The organism is Variovorax sp. PvP013 (assembly GCF_050435945.1).
Taxonomy (GTDB): domain Bacteria; phylum Pseudomonadota; class Gammaproteobacteria; order Burkholderiales; family Burkholderiaceae_C; genus Variovorax.
Map to the genome: position 1 here is coordinate 1,440,838 of NZ_JBNDLF010000001.1, position 19,835 is coordinate 1,460,672.

Here is a 19,835-nt window from a genome sequence, read left to right on the forward strand (position 1 = left end):
ACACGACCTCATGACCCGCAGCATGCTGATCCCACGCGACTGGAAGACCGAGAAGCGCCGCGCCCTGAGCGCGACCGAGATCGTCACCGGCCTCACGCGCATCGAAGGCTGGCGCCTCGCAGGCGACGGCGCCGATGTCGCCATCGAGAAGACCTACCGCTTCGCCGACTACTTCGAGACGATCGCCTTCGTGAACGCGCTGGCGCTGATCGCGCATCGGCAGGATCACCATCCGGACCTGTCGGTGCACTACGACCGCTGCGTGGTGCGCTTCAGCACGCACGATGTCGGCGGCATCTCCGTCACGGACCTCGACTGCGCGATACAGGCCGATGCCCTGCTCGGCCAGGGCACGTCGTCGTGAGTCGGATGCGCCGCCTTGGCTAAGCGCAGCGGCACGCCGCAACCTGTCGCATCCGGCCTGCACGACGGCCTCGTCGTCGCCGGCCATGGCCGCCACTGCATGGTCGAGACACCGGCGGGCGAACGGCTGATCTGCCATCCGCGCGGCAAGAAGAGCCAGGCCGTCGTCGGCGACAGGGTGCGCTGGCAGAAGAGCGAGGACGAAGGCACCATCGAGCAGGTCGTGCCGCGGCGCAACCTGTTCTACCGCCAGGACGAGATCCGCACCAAGTCGTTCGCGGCCAATCTCGATCAGGTGCTGATCCTGATCGCGGCCGAGCCGGAGTTCTCCGAACATCAGCTCACGCGCGCGCTGATCGCCGCGCGGGCCGAGCGGATCGACGCCGTCATCGCGCTCAACAAGAGCGACCTCTCGACGCCCTTCGAACGCGCCTGGAACCGACTCGCACCCTATCGCCGCATGCGTCACACCGTGCTGCCGCTGTCATTGACCGCATCGAGCGCGCCGGACCGCGCATCGCTCGCGGAATTGCTCGCAGGCAAGACGACGCTGGTCCTCGGGCCGTCCGGTGCGGGCAAGAGCACCCTCATCAACCTGCTGGTGCCGGGTGCGAGCGCATTGACCAACGAGATTTCGCAGGCGCTCAACTCCGGCAAGCACACGACCACCAGCACGACCTGGTACTGGGTCGACGAGGCGCGCACGACGGGCCTCATCGACTCGCCCGGCTTCCAGGAATTCGGCCTCCATCACATCGAGCCGATGCAGCTCGCTCAGCTGATGCCCGACATCGCCGACCATGCGGGACAGTGCCGGTTCTACAACTGCACCCACCTGCACGAACCAGGCTGCGGCGTCATCGCGAACGTCGAGACACCCGCGCATCCCGATGGCCCGATCAGCGCCACCCGCTACCGGATCTACGGCGAACTGTTCGACGAACTGAGCCAGGCACGAACCTATTGAGACGGTGCCGGGCCCGTCCTGCCGCGGCCCGGCGACCGCATGCTCGCGAATCGCGTGTTCAGCCGAGCAGCCGCGCCAGCGTCAACAGCGCCAGCAGCACCATCCACATCACGACCGAGCGCCAGACCAGCCCGACCACGCTGCGCAGGTGCGTGAGATCGGGTTCGCGACCCGGCGTGCTGCCGCTGTGGCTGCGCGACAGGGCCGGGGTCGTGTCACCGGCCTGGGCGCGCGGCAGCGCATCGACCACCGGCCCCGACGCCAGCACGCCGCCGCCCAGCCGGACGTTGACCGCACCGGACGTGGCCGCCAGGATCACGCCGTCGTTGGGGTTGGGGAAACGCCGCGCGTCGTTGCGCCAGCAGTCGATGGCATCCTCGAAGCTGCCCACCACGGCGAAGCCGAGCGCGGTGACGCGCGCGGGCAGCCAGTCGGTCGCGAACCAGGCCCGCCGCGCCGCGTGCTGCACGCCGCGACTCGACGGCTGGAGCGCAGCGCCCTCCTTGTGCGCCCAGTAGCGCGAGACGAACTCGCTCATCCGGTAGAACACGGCGCCCGCAGGACCCAGACCCAGGGCCGCGAGGATCGAGAACCACACGAGAACGCCGAACACGTGCCGGTGCGCGGCGATGACCGAATGTTCGATCACGTGCCGCACGATCTCGCTGCGCGGCAGGTTGGCGACGCCGATCTGTTGCCAGTGCGCGAGCAGCGAGCGCGCCAGCGGCTCGTCGCCGTCTTCCAGCGCATCGCGGATGCCGGTGAAGTGGTGGCTGAACTGCCGGAAACCGAGCGTCGTGTAGAGCACCGCGACGCTCCACAGCACGGCGAACGGCAACCCCAGCGTCATGACCAGCAGCCAGTGCACGCCCAGCACCGACAGAGTCGGCACGAGCACCGCGATCGCCCAGACCACCCATCCGTGGTGCGGCTTGCCGGCATCGAAGTTGCGGCTGGTCCAGCGCGTCCAGGCCAGCACGCCGTTGTAGACGGCATTGGGCGATGCGAGCGGCCGTGCCTGCTCGATCAGCAAGGCGCACAGGATGGCGAAGAAGCTCATGATTCGATGATAGCGACCGCTCCCGAAGGCGCGGCCGGGCGTCCGCCGGTCAGGCGGAAAGGAAGCGATAGAGGTTGCGCAGCATCCCGGCGGTGGCGCCCCAGACGAAGCGCTCGTGCGCGCCGTCCTGGTAGGGCATCGAGAACCACTGTCTCGCCTCGGCGCCTTCGCCGACCATCCGATGGCGGCGGTGATGGGCAGGATCCATCAGGTAGGCCAGCGGTACCTCGAACGCGTCGGCCACCTCGTGCGGGCTGAGCCTCAGTTCGAAACCCGGCTGCACGATGGCGATGACCGGCGTCACGATGAACGACGTGACGGTGGTGTAGGTGGGCAAGGCCCCCAGCACCTCGACGAATCGCGCCGACAGGCCGACCTCCTCCCAGGCTTCGCGCAGCGCAGCGGCAGCGACGTTCGCATCGTCCGGGTCGACCCGGCCGCCGGGAAACGCGACCTGTCCCGAATGCGTCGACATGCGGGTCGCCCGCTCCGTGAGGAGGACCATGGGTTGCACGCGCTGCACGATGGGCACCAGCACGGCCGCCTGCGCCGGGGCGCGATCACCGATGGCAGGCTCACGTCGCAACTCCGGCATCCAGTCGGGTGGATTCGCGAAGCGTGCGCGCAGGGCGGCGACGGTGAGTTGCGACGGCGGCACGGCCGGCAGATCGTCGTCGACCCCGATCACCGGAACCGATCGCGGATCGAGAGCCACTGGTGACACGGCGTTGATCGGTTCGATGGTGGACGGAGCGTTCGACATGGCGGGCGCGAGGGAGATGAAGTGATTGGACATGCGGCCGTTTCGGTGGAAACCAACGCGTCGAGAAACGCAGCCCATGAATGCGAAAAGCCGCCTCGAAGGGCGGCTCGTCGGAAGGCGGGGAAGAGCCGAAGCTCTCCGACCGACTGCTTACTGGGCGGCAGCGGCGGCGGACGCAGCCTTGGCCGCGCGGCTGGGCAGCTTTTCCTTGATGCGTGCCGAACGGCCGCTGCGCTCGCGCAGGTAGTACAGCTTGGCACGACGCACGTCGCCGCGACGCTTGATCTCGATGCCGGCGATCAACGGGCTGTAGGTCTGGAACGTGCGCTCCACGCCTTCGCCGCTGGAGATCTTGCGCACGGTGAAACCGCTGTTGAGGCCGCGATTGCGCTTGGCGATCACGACGCCTTCGTAGGCCTGCACGCGCTTGCGGCTGCCTTCGACGACGTTCACGCTGACGATCACGGTGTCGCCGGGCATGAATGCGGGAATGGTCTTGTTGAGGCGAGCGATTTCTTCTTGCTCGAGCGTTTCGATGAGGTTCATGGAGGTCCTGGATTCGATCTTGCACGCGCTACACAAAAGGCGGCGGGTCCGGCGGCCCCGAGGATCGTGTCGATCGACGAGAGCCAGCCGTTTCCTGGGTGCCGCGGCCGGGCAGAGGATCGGGGAGCCCTCGATTATAGCTTTTTCGCCAGTGCCTTCTCGTCGATCTCGTCGAGACGGCCTTGGGCGCGTGCCGCGGCGACCAGCTCGGGACGCTTGGCGGCCGAGATCGTCAGGCGCTGATCGCGCCGCCAGCGCTCGATCTGCGCGTGATGCCCGGACAGCAGCGGCGCCGGCACTGACTCCCCGTTCCACTGCTCGGGCCGGGTGTAGTGCGGGCAGTCGAGCAGGCCGTCGAGCACCGGATTGAAGCTGTCCTGGACGTGGCTCGCCTCGTCGCCCAGCACGCCCGGCTGCAGCCGCGCCACCGCGTCGAGCAGTGCCATCGCGGCCACCTCGCCGCCGGACAGCACGAAGTCGCCCAGGCTGATCTGGTGCGTGACGCGCGCGTCGATGAACCGCTGGTCGATGCCCTCGTAGCGGCCGCAGACCAGCACCGCGCCCTCCCCGGCCGCCCAGTCGGCGACCGCCGCATGCCGCAGCACCTCGCCGATGGGCGAGAACAGCACGACCGGCGCCGCCGCGCCCCGGGCCGCCAGGGCGGCGTCGAGGCAGGCGGACAGGGGCTCGGCCATCATCACCATGCCCGGACCGCCACCGAACGGTCGGTCGTCCACGCGCCGGTAGTTGCCGGCGGCGAAGTCGCGCGGATTCCAGAAATGCACCTCGACCTGCCCGGATTCGTAGGCGCGACGCGTCACGCCGGTGACCAGGAAGGGCACGAACAGTTCGGGGAAGAGCGTGATGACGTCGAAGCGCATCGGGAAGGACTCCGTGCTTGGAAAACCTGAGTGATGCGGAACGCGCGGAACGCGTCCGAGTCCTGGCGCGATGCCGCGCCAGCGTTCCTCAGTAGTCGGGTTGCCAGTCGACCCTGATGGTGCGACCCGCGAGATCGACCTCGTCGACGAAGGCGGAGACGAAAGGCACCATCCGCTCGATCGTCCCGGTGCTGGCGCCGGTCTCGTCCGCAGGTGCATCGGCCGTCAGCACGAGCGTCGTCTGCGGTCCGGTCGCGAGCAGCTCGCGCACCGTGCCCAGCGCGACGCCTTCGCGGTTGACGACGTTCAGGCCGATCAGGTCGACCCAGTAGTACTCGTCCTCGCCCGCGGTGGGAAAGCTCGAACGCGGCACGAAGACGCGGGCGCCGCGCAAGGCCTCGGCGGCATTGCGGTCGGGCACGTCGTCGGACGTGGCGACGATGCAGTCGGAATGTTCCTTGGCTTCGCGGATGGCGAGCCGGAAGGCCTGGGTCTGCGGTGCCGCATGGACCGGGCCGGAAGGCTGGATGAACCAGCGCTTCGAAGAGAAGAGCGCCTCGGGTTGGGCGCTGTGGGGCAGGACCTTGAACCAGCCCTTGATGCCCCAGGCATCGGCGATGCGACCGACCTCCACGGCATCCGCCGGCAGTGCGGCGGTTTCGAGGGTGGGCAGCATCGCCGTGCCGAAGCGATCAGGCCGCGGCCTTGGGGGCTGCGGCGGCGGCTTGCTTGATCAGGCGGGTGACCGTGGGCGATGCCTGGGCACCGACGCTTTCCCAGTACGTCAGACGGTCCTGGGCGATGCGGATGCTTTCCTCGTTCGACTTGGCGATCGGGTTGTAGAAACCCAGGCGCTCGATGAAGCGGCCGTCGCGGCGCACGCGCTTGTCGGAGACGACGATGTTGAAGAACGGACGGCCCTTGGAGCCGCCGCGGGAGAGTCGAATGACGACCATGATTTATCCTTGGGGTGGTGGCAAACCCGCAAGGTTCGCCCACAATGATCTTCCAGCGTTGAGACACGCGACATGGCCACCCGGCCAGCGACACGCTGAAAAGCCCGCGATTATAGCCCGCCCGGCTTCCTCCCCCCCCTTCTTCCTGCGTCTCCCCCCGCCGCCATGACGATCCTCATCCGACCCAGCCTCGACGCCGACATCGCCGCGATCGCCGCCATCTACGCCCACCACGTGCTGCACGGCACCGGCACCTTCGAGACCGAACCGCCCGGCGCCGCCGACATGGCCGCACGCCGTGCCGACGTGCTGGCCAAGGGCCTGCCCTACCTCGTCGCCGAACGCTCCGGCGACGGCGCCATCCTCGGCTTCGCCTACTGCAACTGGTTCAAGCCCCGGCCGGCCTACCGCTTCTCCGCCGAGGATTCGATCTACCTGGCCGACGACGCGCGCGGCCGGGGCGTGGGCACGACGCTTCTGGAGGCGCTGATCGAGGCCGCCGAAGCCGCCGGCGTGCGCAAGCTGATCGCCGTCATCGGCGATGCGGCCAATCTCGGCTCGATCGGCGTGCATCGCGCGCAGGGTTTCGGGCACGTCGGCGTGCTCAAGGACGTCGGCTGGAAGTTCGACCGCTGGCTCGACGTCGTGCTGATGGACCGGGTGCTCGGCGACGGCAGCCTGACCAGGCCGGCATGACGGCGTCATGAGGACGCCCCGCAACAAGACGCTCGCGGCCTGGCTGGCCTTCGTCGGCGGGCCGCTCGGCCTGCATCGCTTCTACCTGCACGGCGCAGGCGACATGCTCGGCTGGCTGCTGCCGATCCCGACCGCCCTGGGCGTCTACGGCATCGAGCGGGCGCGCGCCTACGGACTCGACGACGGCCTGAGCTGGGTGCTGATCCCGCTGGTGGGTTTCACCATCGCCGGCTGCGCGCTGACGGCCATCGTCTACGGCCTCATGGCGCCCGAGAAGTGGAACGCTCGCTTCAACGCGGGCGCGGCGCCCGATGCACCGGCCGGGCGGACCGGCTGGCTGACCATCGGCGCCGTCGTCGTGGCGCTCCTGATCGGCACCACGGTGCTGATGTCCAGCATCGTCTTCAGCTTCCAGCGCTACTTCGAGCATCAGGTTGAGGAAGGCCGGAAGATCTCGCAATGACCGGAGGATTTCTCGGCGGTCAGAAGATCTGCATGCTCACCCAGTAGGCGACGCCGGCCACGAAGGCCGAGGCGGGGATCGTGAAGATCCAGGCCCAGACGATGTTGCCGGCCACGCCCCAGCGCACCGCGCTGGCCCGCTGCACCGACCCCACGCCGACGATCGCGCCCGTGATGGTGTGCGTGGTCGACACCGGAATGCCCAGTGCCGTCGCCAGGAACAGCGTCAGCGCGCCGCCGGTCTCGGCGCAGAAGCCGCCCACCGGCTTGAGCTTGGTGATCTTCTGGCCCATCGTCTTCACGATGCGCCAACCGCCGAACATGGTGCCCAGCGCGATCGCGGTGTAGCAGCTCACGATGGTCCAGGTCGGGGGGGTGTCGGTGCCGGAGTGGCCGGTGGCGATGAGCAGCATCCAGATGATGCCGATGGTCTTCTGGGCGTCGTTGCCGCCGTGGCCCAGGCTGTAGGCACCGGCCGAGACCAACTGCAGCCGGCGGAACCACCGGTCCACGCGCGAGGGCGTCGCGCGCCGGCAGACCCACGCCACCAGCACCATCATGGCCGAGCCCAGGACGAAGCCCAGCACCGGCGAGACGAAGATGAACGCGACCGTCTTCCAGATGCCCGCGGCCACCAGCGCGCTCGATCCGGCCTTGGCCATCACCGCCCCGACGATGCCGCCGATGAGGGCGTGCGAGGAACTGCTGGGGATGCCGTAGTACCACGTCACCAGGTTCCAGGTGATGGCGCCGATGAGAGCGCCGAACACCACGTGCACGTCGACGATGCCGGGCTGCACGATGCCCTTGCCCACCGTCGCCGCCACGCTCAGATGGAAGACGAAGATCGCCACCAGGTTGAAGAACGCGGCGAAGACCACCGCCTGACCGGGCTTGAGCACCCCGGTCGAAACCACCGTCGCGATCGAGTTCGCCGCGTCGTGGAAGCCGTTCATGAAGTCGAACGCGATGGCCAGCACCACCAGCAGCACGACGACCCACAGCCCTACCTGTACCGATGCCATGGAACGCCGCGCTTCAGGAGTTCTCGAGGACGATGCCCTCGATCACGTTGGCCACGTCCTCGCACTTGTCGGTGATCGTCTCCAGCAGCTCGTAGATGGCCTTGAGCTTGATCACCTCGCGCACGTCGGGCTCCTCGCGGAAGAGCTTGCTCATCGCGCTGCGCATGACGCGATCGGCATCGGACTCGAGGCGGTCGATCTCCTCGCAGGTCTTGAGCGTCGCCTCGGCCACGGCCGGGTCGGCGATCTTGCCGAGGAACTTCACCGCGTCCTTCAGGCGGTCGCAGCACTTCACGCTCAGGGCGGTCAGACGCACGATCTCCTCGGTCATGTGGCGCACGTCGTAGAGCGCCATGGTCTCGGCCGAGTCCTGGATCAGGTCGGCCACGTCGTCCATCGTGTTGATGAGCTTGTGGATCTGCTCGCGGTCGATCGGCGTGATGAAGGTCTTGTGGATGAGCCGGTTGACGTCGTGCGTCACGCGGTCGGCGGCGCGCTCGGCGTTGTCGACGTCGCGGTTGTACTGCTCGCGCAGATGCACGTCGCCGTAGTTGGCCACCAGGTTCTCGAAGGCACGCGCGGCCTCGACGATGCGCTCCGCGTGCTGGTTGAACATCTCAAAAAAATTGCCCTCTCGGGGCAGCAGCTTGCCGAACATGACGTTGGCTCCTTAAACGATGCGGATGTCGCCGTGATGACGATTTCGTGACAGCCGGCGAGTGTAAGGGGCGGCCTCGATCGACCCGTCGGCGGCGGGCCCGAGCCCCGGCACCGCGCCCTGGTTCTCAGAGCCGCTCGATGACCTGATCGGCGACGGCGTCGAGCCGTGCCGCCGGGACCAGCAGCGGTGCGATCTCGGCGAGCGGCCGCAGCACGAAGGCACGGTCGTTCATGCGCGGATGCGGCAGGGTGAGGTGCTCGGTGCGCAGCGACGCGTCGCCGTGGCGCAGCAGGTCGAGGTCGAGCGTGCGCGGCGCGTTGCGGTAGGGGCGCTCGCGCAGCGCGGCGTGCTCCAGGCGCTGCAGTTCGGCCAGCAGGGCGTGGGGGTCCAGGGTCGTGTCGAGCGCGACCACGGCGTTGATGAAGTCGGGACCGGCGGCATCGACCGGCGCGCTGCGCCAGAGCGAGGAGCGCGCCGCGATGCGCGTGCCCGGCAGGCCGTCGAGCGCGTCCATCGCCCGGAGCACTGCCGTGCGCGCGTCGCCCAGGTTGGCGCCGAGCGCGACGAAGGCACGGGCGGCGTGGGTCATGCGCCGTGGTCGCCGCCGCCCGCGTCGGACGGCTTCGACGACCCGTCCGAACCGCCCTCGCCGCCGCTGCGCGGCTTGCGGCGCCGCCGGCGCTTGCGCGGCGCCGCTTCGCCGTCGGGCGGCACGGCCGGGCCGGCATCGCCGTCGAATCCGCCACCGTCGTGGCGCTCGTCGCGTTCACCGGATGCGGCGCGGTCGCCGTCGTCGCGGGACTGGGAAGGCCGCGGCGCCACCGCGCCCTCGCCCGCCGGGTTGCGCACCCGCACCCGCGTGCGCGCGGCCGGCTTCTGCTCCTCGCGCACCTGGTCGAGCAGGTCCTGGCGGCGCAGGTCGTCGGCGCTGCCGAACTCCTGCCACCACTCGGCGATCGCCTCGCTCACCTCGCCGACGTCGGCGCGCAGGCGCATGAAGTCGAAGGCGGCGCGGAAGCGCGCCTGCTCGACCAGGCTGTAGGGCGTCGAGCCGACGCGCTTGTCGAAGCGCGGCTGCATCATCCAGATCTCGCGCATGTCGCCGCCGAGCTTGCCGCGGCCCGAGACGTCGCCGATGCGGGTGTCGAAGACCTCGTCGATCGCTTCCTGCAGCGCCGGGAAGGCCGGCATGCCGCGCTGGCCGTTGCGGCCTTCGACGCGATCGGCCCAGCCGTCGCGCACGTCGGCCCACAGCACGCAGGCCAGCAGGAAGCTCGGCGCCACCGGCTTGCCCTCGGCGACGCGGCGGTCGGTGTCCTGCAGCGCGGCGCGCACGAACGGCTGATCGGCGCGCTCGACGATGACGTCGAGCAGCGGGTAGATGCCGCGCGCGAGGCCGAGCTTGCGCAGCTGCGCGATGGTCGCGACGGCGTGGCCGGTCTGCAGCAGCTTGAGCATCTCGTCGAACAGGCGGCTCTGCGGCACGTCGGCCAGCAGGCGCGCCGACTCGACCAGCGGCGCGGCCGTCTTGGGCTCGATCTCGAAGCCCAGCGCGGCGAGCTTGGCCGAGAAGCGGATGGCGCGGATGATGCGCACCGGGTCCTCGCGGTAGCGCGTGACGGGGTCGCCGATCATGCGCAGCACCAGCTTCTTCGCGTCCCGGATGCCGCCGTGGTAGTCGACCACCACCTGGCTGGCCGGGTCGTAGTACATGGCGTTGACGCTGAAGTCGCGTCGCGCCGCGTCCTCCTCCTGCGGGCCCCAGACGTTGTCGCGCAGCACGCGTCCGGTGGAATCGACCGCGTGCGTCATGCCGGCGAGCTCGCCCTTGCTGGTGCGCTCGTTGCCCTTGACCTGCTCGGCCGCGGCGTTGTCCATGTAGGCGCGGAAGGTCGAGACCTCGATCACCTCGTGCTCGCGGCCGCGGCCGTACACCACGTGCACGATGCGGAAGCGTCGCCCGATGATGAAGGCGCGCCGGAACAGCGCCTTGACCTGCTCGGGCGTGGCGTTGGTGGCGACGTCGAAATCCTTGGGCCGCAGGCCCAGCAGCAGATCGCGCACCGCGCCGCCGACGACGTAGGCCTCGTAGCCGGCGTCCTGCAGCGTGGTGACGACGTTCTTCGCCCGCTCGTCGACCAGGGCCGGGTCGATGCCGTGGACGCCGGCGGCCACCTCCTCGCGCTTGCCGAAGCGCGACTTGGCGCCGCGGGCCGATCCGGCGGACTTGCCGAGCAGTTTGTCGATGAATGTCTTGATCATTTGGAAGCAGTCTGGGAAAGCCGGACGCCTGGCGCCCGGAAGGTTCGTTCGGGGATCGGCGGGCCTACTGGTTCTCGAGCATCGAGCGGATCAGCGGGATCGTCACCGCGCGCTGCGTCTGCAGCGCGTAGCCGTCGAGCTGGTCGAGCAGCTCCATGAGGCTGCCGAGGTCGCGGCTGAAGCGATGCAGCATGTAGTCGAGCACCTCGTCGGCCAGCAGCACGCCGCGCGCGTCGGCGGCCTGGCGCAGCACGGCGCGGCGCTCGTCCTCGCCGAGCGGCTGCAGGTGGAAGACGTGTCCCCAGCCCAGGCGCGTGCGCAGGTCCTCGCGCAGCGCGAGGTCGGCCGGCGGCAGCCCCCCCGTGGCCAGCACCCCGCGCTGCAATGCGTGCGCGGTGACGAACCACGTGAAGGCGACGTGCTGCTGCACCGGGTTGTAGAGGTGCACGTCGTCCATCAGCACGGCGCCCCAGCGCTCGTCGAAGGCCAGCGGCTGCGTGGTGCCGGCGTGCAGCACGCCCACCAGCGCGCCGCGCTCGCGCAAGGCGCTGCGCACGGCCTCGAGCAGGTGCGTCTTGCCGCTGCCGCTCTCGCCCCACAGGTAGACCGGCACCGGCGACTGCCCCGGCAGCGGCGGCGCGTCGTCGACCCAGAGCGCGAGGTGGCGCAGGACCGGTTCGTTGGGACCCGCGTGGAAATCGGCCAGCGTGGGACCGCTCGCCAGTCCGATGTCGAGCGCGAGCTGCTTCATGCCGGGAGCGAAGCGGGCGGCTGCCGTGGCACGGAGGACGCGAGAGAAGGGTTCATGGGACCGGGCCGGACGGCCCTTAAAATCGTGGCGAATTCTATCGGCCCGGCCATCGTGGCCCTGGGCGCCGCCGCATCCCCTGCACACGGCGCCCATCGCGGGCCGGTCCGGCTTTCCCGGCCTCCCCGGCCCCTTCCTCGTCATCCTTCCTTCTTCCGGCTTCCAAACCGTCCGACCGCCATGACCTCCAACTCGCCCACCCCGCTCAGCTACAAGGACGCCGGCGTCGACATCGATGCCGGCGACGCGCTGGTCGACCGCATCAAGCCGCTGGCGAAGAAGACGATGCGCGAAGGCGTACTGGCCGGCATCGGCGGCTTCGGCGCGCTGTTCGAGGTGCCCAAGCGCTACAAGGAACCGGTGCTGGTCAGCGGCACCGACGGCGTCGGCACCAAGCTGCGCCTGGCCTTCGAGTGGGACATGCACGACACCGTGGGCATCGACCTGGTCGCCATGAGCGTGAACGACGTGCTGGTGCAGGGCGCCGAGCCCCTGTTCTTCCTCGACTACTTCGCCTGCGGCAAGCTCGACGTCGACACGGCCGCGGCCGTGGTGGGCGGCATCGCGCGCGGCTGCGAGCTCTCGGGCTGCGCCCTGATCGGCGGCGAGACCGCCGAGATGCCGGGCATGTATCCGCCGGGCGAGTACGACCTCGCGGGCTTCGCCGTCGGCGCGGTCGAGAAGTCCAAGATCCTCACCGGCCGGGATGTGGCGGCGGGCGACGTCGTGCTGGGCCTGGCCTCCTCCGGCGTGCATTCCAACGGCTTCAGCCTGGTGCGCAAGGTGATCGAGCGCGCGGGCGACGACCTGCCGGCCACGCTCGACGGCCAGCCCTTCCGCACGGCCGTGATGCAGCCCACGCGGCTCTACGTGAAGCCGGTGCTCGAGGCGCTCGCCGCCCATCCGATCAAGGCGCTCGCCCACATCACGGGCGGCGGCCTGCTGGAGAACATCCCGCGCGTGCTGCCCGAGGGCACCGCCGCGCACCTGGTCAAGGGCAGCTGGCCGCGGACCGAGCTCTTCGCCTGGCTGCAGCAGGTCGCCGGCATCGACGACCTGGAGATGAACCGCACCTTCAACAACGGCATCGGCATGGTCGTGGTGATCGACGCCGCCGAGGCCGACGCCTGCGCCGCGACCCTGCGCGCGGCCGGCGAGACGGTCCACGCGATCGGCCGCATCGCCCCGCGCGGCGACGGCGCCGCGGTGATCGTCGCCTGACCACCCCCCCGCCCTCCCGTCCGGGCGGCTCCCATGCCGCCCGCCCGCCGCCGACCACATCCCTCCGAGCGTGACCCTGCCCGCCGCCGCGACCCCCGACGTTCCCTCCCGCGCCATCGTCGCGGCGAGCTTCGTGCTCATCGCGGCGACCCTGCTGCTGATCATGTGGCACGGGCTGCTGCCCGGCCTGCTGTGCGTGTGCGTGGGCTTCCTCGCGACACGCTGGCTGGCACGGGTGCTGGACCTGGGCCTGCAGCGCCGCCGCGGCGTGTCACGCGCCGCCGACGCCTCGCCGCTGCCCTCGCCCGCCACGTCGTCGTCCACGGCGCGCATCGCCGCCGCGGCGCTGGTGATGCTGGCGCCGCTGGCGCTGCTGGTCTTCGCCTACGCGGAAGCCCGCGAGTTCGTCCTGAACGCCACCGAGCAGTACCGAGAACTGCTCGACTTCATCGCGCGCACCGTGCTCGAGCTGCGCTCGAAGCTGCCGCCCGACATGGCGATCTACCTGCCCGAGGGCGCCGCCGAGGTCCAGCGCGTCGTCGCGGGCTACCTGCGCGCGCAGGCCGGCGCCATGGCGATGGCCGGGCGCGCCTGGCTGGGCGGCCTGCTGTTCGCCTACGTCGGCCTGATCGTCGGCACGCTGGCCGCCGTGGCCCACGGCCCGGCCGTGCGCCGGCCACTGGCGCTGCAGATGTTCAGGCGCATCACCCGCTTCGGCGAGGCCTTCGGCCAGATCGTCGCGGCGCAGTTCTGGATCGCGGCGTTCAACACCTTCCTCACGGCCGTGTTCCTGCTGTTCCTGCTGCCGCTGTGGGACGAGGAACTGCCCTACACCCCCGCCCTCATCACGCTCACCTTCGTCGCCGGCCTGGTGCCGATCGTGGGCAACCTGCTGTGCAACGTGGTGATCACGCTGGTCGGGCTGTCGGTGTCGCCGGCGACGGCGCTGGCCTGCCTGGGTTTCCTGGTGCTCATCCACAAGGCCGAGTACTTCATCAACGCCAAGGTGGTCGGCAGCCGCACGCAGATGGCGGTGTGGGAACTGCTGGCCGTGATGTTCATGGCCGAGGCGGTCTTCGGGCCGGCGGGGCTGGTGGCGGCGCCGCTGTTCTACGCGTACTTCAAGAAAGAGCTGCAGGCCGCGGGCCTGGTCTGAAATCTCGACACCGGAAGGCGCCTTTGCTAATGTGCGGCGGCATCGTCCCGATCGATTTCGACACAAGGGGTCCGCCATGTCACCCATCAGCGCCTACCTGTTCTTCGACGGCACCGCGGCCGAGGCCATGCGCTTCTACGCCCGCGCCCTCGGCGGCAAGCTCGAACTCATGACCCAGGCCGAGGTGCCCGCCTCGGCCGGCATGCCGCCGGGCGACGCCACCCGCGTCATGCATGCCAACGTCGCCTTCGACGGCGGCATGCTGATGGCGTCGGACACCATGAGCGGGCAGCCCTGCCCGCCGATGTCGGGCTTCGCGGTGTCGCTGAACTATCCCGACGCGGCGCGGGCGCAGCGCGTCTTCGAGGCGCTCTCCGAAGGCGCCACGGTGACGATGCCGATGTCCCCGACCTTCTGGGCCGGCGCCTTCGGCATGCTGAAGGACCGCTTCGGCACGCCCTGGATGGTGGGCGGCGGCGCGCCGGGGGCGGCGACGTCCTGAGTCCGAGCGGCATCGGCCCGCCCGTCATCCGGCTCAGGCCGCAAGCCGATCCTTCGGGTCCTTCGCCGACCCGTCCGGCGCGGCATCACCGCGCTGCAGCCATTCGTCGGCGTGCGCGCGCAACGCGTCGATCTGCAGCCACACCAGCGTGAGCTGGGTGCGCAGCAGGCGTGCCGCCGGGTTGCGCTCGTCGCCCGCCTCGACCGACGCCGCCAGGGCGTCGCGGAGCATCGTCTCCGCCGCCCGAGCGGCGACCGTGGCGGGGTCGGTATCGGGGATGGCGGAAGCCGCAGCGGTGGCGATGCCGGCTGCGTCCGGGTCGGTGGCCGCCGGTGCGGCATCCGCAGCGCCGGGGACGGCCGTGGCGGTGGCAGAAGCGACCTGCCGCGGCTCGTGGAACGTCCCCCGTGCCACCAGCACGACCGCCAGGGCGTCGAGCGCCGCCGCCGCGCCCTCCGCCGCGTCGAGCAGGGCCCGGACACCGGCCGACCCGGCCGGGCCGACCACCGCCCGGTGCGCGCCGAGTGCCGAGAGGTAGCTCAGCAGCGTGTGCGCGCGGATCAGGAAGCGCAACGCCACGCCGGCGCGCGGGCGCACGAAGCCGGGCTCGCGGAACATGTCCGAGACCGCGCTCGACAGGGCCGCATCGGCGTTGTGGGCGTCGCGCCGCGCCACGCGGTAGGCCAGGTCGTCGCGCGCGCCCGAGCGGTACTGGCGGGCGATCTGCCGCAGGTAGCCCGCTTGGCCGCGCAGGGCCGTGGCGGCGAGGGCGTCGATGCGCCGCGCCTGCCAGTGCGGCAGCACCAGCAGCATCGCCAGGCCGGCGATGACGCTGCCGATGGCGGTGTCGACCAGCCGCGGCACCAGCAGCACGCCGCTGTCGCCGACCTGGTTGAAGCACATCAGCACCAGCAGCGTCATGGCGGCGGTGGCCAGCAGGTAGCGCTGCGCGCGGGTAGCGAAGAACACCACGCCAGCGGCCACGGCCAGCAGCGACTGCAGCCACGGCTGCGGGAAGAGTTCGAGCAGCGCCCAGCCGGCGACGACGCCCAGGACCGTGCCGGCGATGCGCTGGCCCATGCGCGCGATGGTGCCGCCGTAGGTCTGCTGGCAGACGAACAGCGTGGTCAGCAGGATCCAGTAGCCCTGGGCCGGATGGATCACGCGCATCACGACATAGCCGGCGGTCAGCGCCACGGCCAGCCGCAGCGCGTGGCGGAACAGCGCCGAGCCCGGCGTGAGCTGGCGCCGCACGCGCTCGAGGATGTCGCGCCAGCCGTGCGGCGAGCCGTCGGCCAGGCCCATGTCGATGCGTCCGGCCTGGGCCGAGGGCTGGCTGGCGCCGGCGAGCTGGCCGTCGAGCTGGGCCAGGTTGCGCGCCAGCGCCTCGACCGAGGCCAGCAATGCCAGCGCCTTGGGCTCGCGGGTGCGTGTGCGTTCGTGCTCGATGGCGCCGCGCAGGTCGGCCAGCGCCTGCACGGTGACGTCGCCCTTGACGAAGGGCTCGCGCCGCGCGATCGACGCCGCCAGGCGCTGGCATTCGACGCCCTGCAGCGCCAGCACGCGCCGGCAGCGGTAGAGCAGGTCGCTGTGGAAGAAGGTGTCGGCCAGCGCGTTGTAGTCGTCGTGCGAGGAACTGGCGCGTTCGTGCACGTCCTGCGCGATCAGGTAGAGGCCGCGGTAGCGCGAGATGCGCCCGGTGGGCGCGCGCTTGCCGATGCGCCGGAAGATGCCCTCCTTGGCGGCGTTGAGCTCGGTGACGACGTCGGTGTTGAGCTGCGCGAGCGACAGGCGCTTCTGCTCGATGTCGATGCCGCGCAGCGGCTCGAAGAGCGAGGCCTTGAAGCGCACGTAGTCGCCCAGCACGGTGTAGAGCCGCACCAGCAGGGCCTGCACCGGCTGGGCCGGGAACAGCGCCGCCCAGCCGACCGAGAACACGCCGTACCAGGCGGCGCCGGCCAGCAGCAGCACGGGGCTCTCGCGCCGCGCGATCGCGCCGGCGGCGGACGGGGCATGGGCGGCGTGGTCGAGGTTGAGCGTGGCGTAGATCGCCAGGATCAGCGTCGCGTAGCCGATGGCGCGGTAGCGCGCGTCGACCGCGCCGAGCATCGTCAGGCAGAAGGCCGCGAGCGCCAGGCCGGCGATGAAGAGGATCGGCCGGTCGAACAGCCCCTGCACCGCCAGCGCCGCCGCCGCGAAGCACGCCAGCGTGAGCACCTGGGCCCGCATGCGCTTGCGCCAGCTGTCGTCGGTCTCCGACAGGGCGCTGGCGATGGCGCCCAGGAACAGCGGGATCACCGCCTCCGAACGCTGGCCGAGCACGCACATCGCCATCAGGCTGCCGAGCGTGAGCAGCACGCGCAGCGGCTGGCCGCCCGCGGGGATGCCGCGCAGGCGCTCGCGCAGCTGCAGGGAGGTGGAGAGGGACGGCATGTCGATGGTGGAAACGGCCATGGTGGCATGCCTGCACGTTGCATGCCACCGCCGGCGGTGCCGGCGACCCGGTCTTTCAGGGATGGGGCAGGTAGCCCGAGAAACGCAGCACGTGGCCGTCGGGCTCGCGCACGGCGAACTCGCGCAGGCCCCACGGGTGGGACTGCGGCGGCTCGATCACCGCGACGCCGCGCCGGACGTAGGCCGCGTGCAGGCCGTCGAGGTCGTGGCCGACGTGGATGACGATCTCGCCGCGCCAGGGCCGCGCGTCGCCGGGGCGGCACTGCCACAGCCGCAGGTAGACCGGGTCGCCCTCGCCGGGCTGGCCGCGGCGGTCGGCGCCGATCTTCACGCGCGCGTAGCTGGGCGGCTCGCCGGCGATGAAGTCCAGCTCGAAGCCGAGCACCTCGCAGAAGTAGCGCGCCGCGCGGGCCGCGTCGGCCACCGGCAGCACCGGCTGGACGCCGTGGAAGCGGTGGCGGTCGCCGAGCCGCTCGGCGGCGTCCGATGCGACGGGTGCCGGCGCGGCGGCCATCAGTTCGCCGCCCGGCGCAGGGCCGCGACGCGCTCGGCGATGACGTCGAGGTCCAGCGCGTCCTCGGCATGGCGCAGGTAGGTCTCGAGGTCGCTGACGGCCTGCGCCGTGTGGCCCTGCGCCGCATGGGCCAGGCCACGGTCGCGCCAGTCGCCCCAGGCGTCGGGCGTGAGCGCGATCAGGCGGTCCTGCACGGCGATCGTGCGTTGCCAGTCCTCTTGCGCCGCGTGCACCTCCTTCAGGTTGCGCAGCATGCGGTGGATGATCTCGCGCGGCGTGGCGGGCTGCAGGTAGAGCCCGAGCGGCACGTCGAACTCGCCGACCACGCCGTCCCCGCGCTTGTAAGGCTCAAGCCGCTCGACCAGCTCCTCGCGCGAGAGCGACTTGCCGGTGAAGGGGTCGATCACCACCTGGCCCTTGGGCAGGGTCACCTTGATCATGAAATGCCCCGGGAACGCGACGCCGCGCGCCTGCAGCCCCAGACCCTGCGCCAGCTCCATCCACAGCACGGCCAGCGAGATCGGGATGCCGCGGCGCGTGCGCAGCACGGCGTTGAGATAGCTGTTGTCGGGGTCGTAGTAGTCGTTGAGGTTGCCGCCGAAGTTCAGGTCGTGGAAGAAGAACTGGTTGAGCAGGCGCAGCCGGGCGAGCGGCGCGGCGTCGGCCGGCAGCCGGCGCTTCAGGCGGGCGAGGAGCTGGTCGACGTCGCCGAGCACCTGGGCGACGTCGAGTTCGGGATACTCGTCCTGGGCGATGCTGGTGGCGGCCTCGAGCAGCGGGAAATGCTCGTCGCTCTGCACCAGGGCGGCGAAATATTCGAGGGCGGTCGGTGTCGCGAGACTGAACTTCATGAGAGCTTTGTAGAGGACCGGGCCGGGAGCGTCAAGGCGCCGGGGCCGCCATCGCATCGGCGGCCCGACGCTCGATCAGCGCTTGATGAAGTTGCGCAGCCGCACGCCCAGCGCCGCCAGCACCGCGAAGTACAGTGCCGCCGCGCCGACGACGAACAGGGCCAGCAGCCCCATGCGCTGCACGCGCACCGCGCGCAGGCCGACCCAGTCGAAGTGCTGCGCGCCCCAGGCCAGCAGCAGACCCAGCACGGCCGAGGCCACGATCACCTTGGCGACGAAGCGGCCCCAGCCCGGTTCGGGCCGGTAGCTGCCGCGCCGCACCAGGCCGATCAGCAGCCACACCGCGTTGACGACGGCGCCCAGGGCGATGGTCAAGGTCAGCGCCGCGTGCTGGAGCACCGGCACCAGCACCAGGTTGAGCAGTTGCGTGAGCACCAGCACGCACACGGCGATGCGCATCGGCGAACGCATGTCGTGCCGCGCGTAGTAGCCCGGCGCCAGCACCTTGATGGCGACGATGCCGACCAGGCCGGCGCCGTAGCCCATCAGCGCGACCGTGGTGCGCTGCACGTCCACGTCGCTGAAGGCGCCGTTGTGGAACAGCACCGCCACCAGCGGCCGCGAGAACAGCAGCAGCGCGACCGCGCACGGCACCGACATCAGCACCACCAGGCGCAGGCCCCAGTCGAGCAGCGAGGAATAGCGCGCGTCGTCCTTGGCGGCGCGGGCGGAGGCGAGCTGCGGCATCAGCACCACGCCCAGCGCCACGCCCAGCATGGCGGTCGGGAACTCCATCAGCCGGTCGGCGTAGCTCACCCAGGTGACGCTGCCCGGCGCGAGGTGCGAGGCGATCTGCGTGTTGATGAGCAGCGAGATCTGCGCCACGCTCACGCCGACCAGCGCCGGCAGCATGAGCGTCAGGATCCGGCGGGTGGTCGGGTCGGCCCAGGCGGCGCGCACGTCGCGCAGGCGGGTGCCCACGCGGGGCAGCATGCCGATGCGGCGCAGGGCCGGCAGCTGGATGCCGAGCTGCAGCGCCCCGCCGACCATCACGCCCACGCACTGCGCGTAGATCGGCTCGATGCCCCAGCGCCGGAACAGCGGCGCGCCGATCAGGATCGACAGGATCAGCGCCAGGTTCAGCAGCACCGGGGAGGCCGCCGGCACCGCGAACCGGCGCCAGGTGTTGAGGATTCCGCCGGCCAGCGCCACCAGGGACATGAAGCCGATGTAGGAGAACATCCAGCGCGTCATGAACACCGCCGCGTCGTGGCCCTGCGCCGTCTGCGCCAGACCGCTGGCCATCGCCCAGACCATCAGCGGCGCCCCCGCCATGCCGGCGATGCACAGCACCACCAACGTCCAGGTCAGCAGCGTGGCGACGTGGTCGACCAGGGCGCGTGCTCCCTCGTCGCCGCGCTCGGTGCGCGTCGCCGCCAGCACCGGCACGAAGGCCTGGCTGAAGGCGCCCTCCCCCAGCACGCGCCGGAACAGGTTCGGAATGCGGAAGGCGACGTTGAAGGCGTCCGTCAGCGCGCTGACCCCGAAGACGGAAGCCATCAGGAGATCGCGCGCCAGGCCGGCGATGCGGGACGCCAGCGTGAGCAGCGAGACGGTGGAAGCGGATTTGAATAGGGACACGGCGCCGCGAGTGTAGGTGCCCTGGGGGCGAGGTATAATTTTTGGC

22 protein-coding genes are annotated in these 19,835 nt (G+C 70.6%); 7 read left to right on the top strand and 15 right to left on the bottom strand.

The features are described 5' to 3' along the window. Positions 1 to 10 precede the first annotated feature (10 nt). Positions 11 to 364, top strand: a complete 354-nt coding sequence (locus ABID77_RS06880; RefSeq protein WP_429592708.1) for a 4a-hydroxytetrahydrobiopterin dehydratase — start codon at positions 11 to 13, stop codon at positions 362 to 364. Positions 365 to 463: 99 nt separating this feature from the next. After that, entirely contained in the window at positions 464 to 1,330 is an 867-nt protein-coding gene (gene rsgA / locus ABID77_RS06885; RefSeq protein WP_429593341.1) for a ribosome small subunit-dependent GTPase A, read from the top strand. 58 nt (positions 1,331 to 1,388) lie between these two features. On the opposite strand, the gene ABID77_RS06890 is transcribed toward rsgA, so the two are convergent. The 6 genes from ABID77_RS06890 to rpsP form a co-directional block, all read right to left on the bottom strand. Continuing rightward, positions 1,389 to 2,390, bottom strand: coding sequence for a CobD/CbiB family protein (locus ABID77_RS06890; protein WP_429592711.1), 1,002 nt, complete (start codon positions 2,388 to 2,390; stop codon positions 1,389 to 1,391). Between the two features lie 49 nt (positions 2,391 to 2,439). Beyond that, positions 2,440 to 3,153, bottom strand: coding sequence for a CoA pyrophosphatase (locus ABID77_RS06895; protein WP_429593344.1), 714 nt, complete (start codon positions 3,151 to 3,153; stop codon positions 2,440 to 2,442). A gap of 150 nt (positions 3,154 to 3,303) precedes the next feature. Further along, positions 3,304 to 3,699 (bottom strand): 50S ribosomal protein L19, encoded by a 396-nt coding sequence (gene rplS / locus ABID77_RS06900; protein WP_429592714.1) that lies wholly within the window; start codon positions 3,697 to 3,699, stop codon positions 3,304 to 3,306. Positions 3,700 to 3,833: 134 nt separating this feature from the next. Further along, a complete protein-coding gene (gene trmD, locus ABID77_RS06905; RefSeq protein WP_429592717.1) occupies positions 3,834 to 4,580 on the bottom strand; it encodes a tRNA (guanosine(37)-N1)-methyltransferase TrmD in 747 nt (248 codons plus the stop codon). Positions 4,581 to 4,668: 88 nt separating this feature from the next. Next, the gene (gene rimM / locus ABID77_RS06910) at positions 4,669 to 5,256 is read right to left on the bottom strand and encodes a ribosome maturation factor RimM (RefSeq protein ID WP_429592720.1); all 588 of its coding nucleotides are present in this window, start codon (positions 5,254 to 5,256) and stop codon (positions 4,669 to 4,671) included. Positions 5,257 to 5,272: 16 nt separating this feature from the next. Continuing rightward, on the bottom strand, positions 5,273 to 5,536 hold the full coding sequence (gene rpsP, locus ABID77_RS06915; protein WP_296307973.1) for a 30S ribosomal protein S16: 264 nt from the start codon (positions 5,534 to 5,536) through the stop codon (positions 5,273 to 5,275). Positions 5,537 to 5,701: 165 nt separating this feature from the next. On the opposite strand from rpsP, the gene ABID77_RS06920 reads away from it, so the two are divergent. Together ABID77_RS06920 and ABID77_RS06925 are read left to right on the top strand one after the other, a co-directional pair. Further along, a complete protein-coding gene (locus tag ABID77_RS06920) occupies positions 5,702 to 6,232 on the top strand; it encodes an N-acetyltransferase family protein (protein ID WP_429592723.1) in 531 nt (176 codons plus the stop codon). Between the two features lie 7 nt (positions 6,233 to 6,239). Beyond that, positions 6,240 to 6,695: a hypothetical protein gene (locus ABID77_RS06925; RefSeq protein WP_429592725.1), complete on the top strand. Its 456-nt coding sequence runs from the start codon at positions 6,240 to 6,242 to the stop codon at positions 6,693 to 6,695. A gap of 19 nt (positions 6,696 to 6,714) precedes the next feature. On the opposite strand, the gene ABID77_RS06930 is transcribed toward ABID77_RS06925, so the two are convergent. The 5 genes from ABID77_RS06930 to hda form a co-directional block, all read right to left on the bottom strand. After that, complete coding sequence (locus ABID77_RS06930) at positions 6,715 to 7,719, bottom strand: inorganic phosphate transporter (RefSeq protein WP_296307967.1); 1,005 nt, start codon at positions 7,717 to 7,719, stop codon at positions 6,715 to 6,717. A 13-nt stretch (positions 7,720 to 7,732) separates the two neighbouring features. Beyond that, positions 7,733 to 8,377: a DUF47 domain-containing protein gene (locus tag ABID77_RS06935; protein WP_429592727.1), complete on the bottom strand. Its 645-nt coding sequence runs from the start codon at positions 8,375 to 8,377 to the stop codon at positions 7,733 to 7,735. Positions 8,378 to 8,504: 127 nt separating this feature from the next. After that, on the bottom strand, positions 8,505 to 8,969 hold the full coding sequence (folK, locus tag ABID77_RS06940; RefSeq protein ID WP_429592730.1) for a 2-amino-4-hydroxy-6-hydroxymethyldihydropteridine diphosphokinase: 465 nt from the start codon (positions 8,967 to 8,969) through the stop codon (positions 8,505 to 8,507). Beyond that, on the bottom strand, positions 8,966 to 10,642 hold the full coding sequence (pcnB, locus tag ABID77_RS06945) for a polynucleotide adenylyltransferase PcnB (RefSeq protein WP_429592732.1): 1,677 nt from the start codon (positions 10,640 to 10,642) through the stop codon (positions 8,966 to 8,968). Before pcnB ends, folK begins: the two co-directional genes overlap by 4 nt. 64 nt (positions 10,643 to 10,706) lie before the next feature. Continuing rightward, the gene (gene hda / locus ABID77_RS06950; protein ID WP_429592735.1) at positions 10,707 to 11,393 is read right to left on the bottom strand and encodes a DnaA regulatory inactivator Hda; all 687 of its coding nucleotides are present in this window, start codon (positions 11,391 to 11,393) and stop codon (positions 10,707 to 10,709) included. A 237-nt stretch (positions 11,394 to 11,630) separates the two neighbouring features. Between hda and purM the strand changes: the two genes are divergently transcribed. The 3 genes from purM to ABID77_RS06965 all read left to right on the top strand — a co-directional run bounded on the left by purM (position 11,631) and on the right by ABID77_RS06965 (position 14,329). Further along, a complete protein-coding gene (purM, locus tag ABID77_RS06955) occupies positions 11,631 to 12,671 on the top strand; it encodes a phosphoribosylformylglycinamidine cyclo-ligase (RefSeq protein WP_429592738.1) in 1,041 nt (346 codons plus the stop codon). 70 nt (positions 12,672 to 12,741) lie between these two features. Continuing rightward, positions 12,742 to 13,827, top strand: a complete 1,086-nt coding sequence (locus ABID77_RS06960) for an AI-2E family transporter (protein WP_429592740.1) — start codon at positions 12,742 to 12,744, stop codon at positions 13,825 to 13,827. A gap of 76 nt (positions 13,828 to 13,903) precedes the next feature. Next, positions 13,904 to 14,329, top strand: a complete 426-nt coding sequence (locus ABID77_RS06965) for a VOC family protein (RefSeq protein ID WP_429592743.1) — start codon at positions 13,904 to 13,906, stop codon at positions 14,327 to 14,329. 33 nt (positions 14,330 to 14,362) lie between these two features. Here ABID77_RS06965 and yccS read toward each other — a convergent pair whose 3' ends face one another. From yccS to murJ, 4 genes are all read right to left on the bottom strand, one after another. After that, complete coding sequence (yccS, locus tag ABID77_RS06970) at positions 14,363 to 16,783, bottom strand: YccS family putative transporter (RefSeq protein ID WP_429592746.1); 2,421 nt, start codon at positions 16,781 to 16,783, stop codon at positions 14,363 to 14,365. Between the two features lie 55 nt (positions 16,784 to 16,838). Beyond that, complete coding sequence (locus tag ABID77_RS06975) at positions 16,839 to 17,297, bottom strand: VOC family protein (RefSeq protein WP_429592748.1); 459 nt, start codon at positions 17,295 to 17,297, stop codon at positions 16,839 to 16,841. Then, positions 17,297 to 18,148, bottom strand: a complete 852-nt coding sequence (locus tag ABID77_RS06980; RefSeq protein WP_429592751.1) for a SirB1 family protein — start codon at positions 18,146 to 18,148, stop codon at positions 17,297 to 17,299. The genes ABID77_RS06975 and ABID77_RS06980 overlap by 1 nt, the downstream gene beginning before the upstream one ends. 75 nt (positions 18,149 to 18,223) lie before the next feature. Further along, positions 18,224 to 19,789: a murein biosynthesis integral membrane protein MurJ gene (gene murJ / locus ABID77_RS06985; RefSeq protein WP_429592754.1), complete on the bottom strand. Its 1,566-nt coding sequence runs from the start codon at positions 19,787 to 19,789 to the stop codon at positions 18,224 to 18,226. Between the last annotated feature and the right edge of the window lie 46 nt (positions 19,790 to 19,835).